Origin of the sequence: Rhodococcus sp. (in: high G+C Gram-positive bacteria), from assembly GCF_049591685.1 — a bacterium.
Classification (GTDB): Bacteria; Actinomycetota; Actinomycetes; order Mycobacteriales; family Mycobacteriaceae; genus Rhodococcoides.
Window position 1 is genome coordinate 1 of record NZ_JBAWFH010000466.1, and the last position, 2,303, is coordinate 2,303.

General features: G+C 67.9%; 2 protein-coding genes. Both read right to left on the reverse strand.

Annotation, left to right across the window (positions count from 1 at the left end; translation table 11 throughout):
* On the reverse strand, positions 1 to 1,085 hold a 1,085-nt coding region (locus tag WBQ44_RS19320), incomplete at its 3' end, for a neutral/alkaline non-lysosomal ceramidase N-terminal domain-containing protein (protein WP_495568286.1).
* A gap of 49 nt (positions 1,086 to 1,134) precedes the next feature.
* Positions 1,135 to 2,303, reverse strand: a 1,169-nt coding sequence (locus WBQ44_RS19325; protein ID WP_495568287.1) for an FUSC family protein, incomplete at its 5' end; no start/stop codon positions are given.

Sequence of the window (2,303 nt, forward strand, 5' to 3'; positions counted from 1 at the left end):
GTGGTATGCGTGCGCCCGTCGCCGGTGAACTCCGCGCGCACGGTGAAGCCGGACAAGTCCGCGTACACCCATCGGACATCGATGCCCGACTGCAGTGCCGCACCCGGCGACGCGACCTGCATCCGCGCGGCGTCGAACTGACGGAAACCGATGATGCGCGTGTTCTCGAACTCGTCGGCCGTCGGACCCATCCCGGCCTGCTTGTCGAGATTGGGGCTCACGTCACCTGGCGTGCTCTGGCAGAACGCCGCCACGAACGACGGGTTGCGGTAGTCGACGCCCGCCACCTCACGTTCCCAATGCCAGGCCGCATAGCCCTTGTTGTCGGAGCTGACGAGAAGATTGGTCGCCTTCATCGACGTGCCGTGCGTGGCAAACCAATTGAGCACGCCGACGAGAACGCCGTCTCGCTCGACCTGCAAATTGACCGACCGCGAATCGATCCCGGAAGGAAACTCGGCCTTGTCCGCCGCCGGATCGCGGTCGAAGGCACGCGGTGACCGGTTGACGCCGGCGTCGGTCAACTGTCCGGAGGTGATGGTGACACGGCCGGGTCGGACGTCGTCGTGCGCACGGACAATGGCGTCGACCGTCCCGGCGACACCCGCCTCGAAGGTGACCGGACGAAAGCCCAGCGTGGTGATGTCGACGAGTAGGTGACCGTCGGTGCCGCCCGGCGCTGCATGGGTATGCGTCGCGGACAGCAGCACGTTTCCGCGGTGGTACAGGTCGCCGTACAGCGCGTCGAGTCGCTCGAGGACGGCCTCGAGCGTGCTCTCGAACATCAGGCCGACCTCGCAGGTGACGTGCACCAGACGGGCACCGGAGGCTGCGTCGACGAACACGAACGCCCGCGCCCGCTGCCGAAGGTGCAGCCCCGCCGACGATTGTTCGAGGACCGCGTAACCGTTCATCCCCGCACCGAACGGCTCACCGGTGATGTCGCCGATACCTCGGCCGATGCTCGAGCCCGTCGGCGCCGCCCACGCGCGGCCGAATCCGGAAGGCGAGGCCAGCGTCGTGCCCGCCAGTGCGGCTACTCCTGTGGCCGCCAGAAACGACCGTCTGCGCAATTGTGGTGCCACGTGCGAACGCCCCCCTCGAGTCGCCTCGCACGGTAACACCGGAGGGGGCTCACGCGAGGTGGTGTCGATCCCCGGATTCGATGGTGACTGCGGCGACGACGATGCCGATGGCGACGCCGATGAGCGTGTCGACGATGCGGCTGACGGCGACGCTGGGAGCGAGGTGGCCGGCGAGGCCCGTCAGTAGTAGTGCAGTCGGTGTGACCGCGAGGGAGGTCAGCCCGTAGTTGCGCAGCACCAGCAACTCGGCCGCGACCTGGAAGACGACGATGGCGACCACCGTTTGCCAGTAGCCCAACGACATCGCGATCAACGCAGCTCCGACCACCGCGCCGCCGACGTTGCCCAGCAGTCGTTGGATACCGCGTTCGACCGTGGTGCGGAAGGTGATTCCCTGCATCGCGGCCAGCGCACCCATTGCGGCCCACAGTGGATGCTCGAAACCGAATGCCGTTGCGCACCAGGAGGCCAACGCTGCTGCGGCGGTGATCCGCACAGCGCCCAGTATCAATGCGCGCGAGCGCAGACGGTGGACGCCGTCGGTGAAGAAATTTCGTGGCAGTTCGGTCAGACATGCTGCACGGACCGGTAGATCGTCGTACCGGCGCATCCTGCGCAGAGCGCGTTCGTGCGCCAGAAGGTCGTGGGCATGCGTCGGGTCGTCGCCGCGTGCCCATGCGTCGAGCAGCGCTTCGGCATCGTCGAGAAGCGTTGCGAGCCCCAGGCTGTGCCGGTGTCGATGCGTCCGGGAGTTCAGCGCGACGGTGACGCGGGCTCGGGAGAGGGCAGCACGGGCAGCGGCCTGATCGCTGCCCTCACCTGCCGCACTGCCCCGACCTGTGACACCGTCGACGGCGGCGAGTGCGCGTGCGACCGCGAGTTGCGACGGGCCGACGGGATGAAGCAGGGCGGGAAGCATCGATGCGATCCACCCCACCGCCGCTCCGACGCCCACGACTACGGAGACAAGACCGACGTCGGTGATCGTGTGTGCGAAACCGACGGCGGCCACGGAAGCGAAGACCAGAATGACCGGCCCGGGCCCGGTGATCGCGAACGCTGTCAGAAGCAACGCGGCGAAGCCACCGCCGATGGAGACCGCAGCGGCCTGAATCACCGGCGACGCGGTGCTCGCTCCGACGGCAGCGCCTGCGGCGCCGAACAGAACGATCAGAACGCCGACCATGGCGATCTTGCCGGCCCGACGCGGGTACGGCT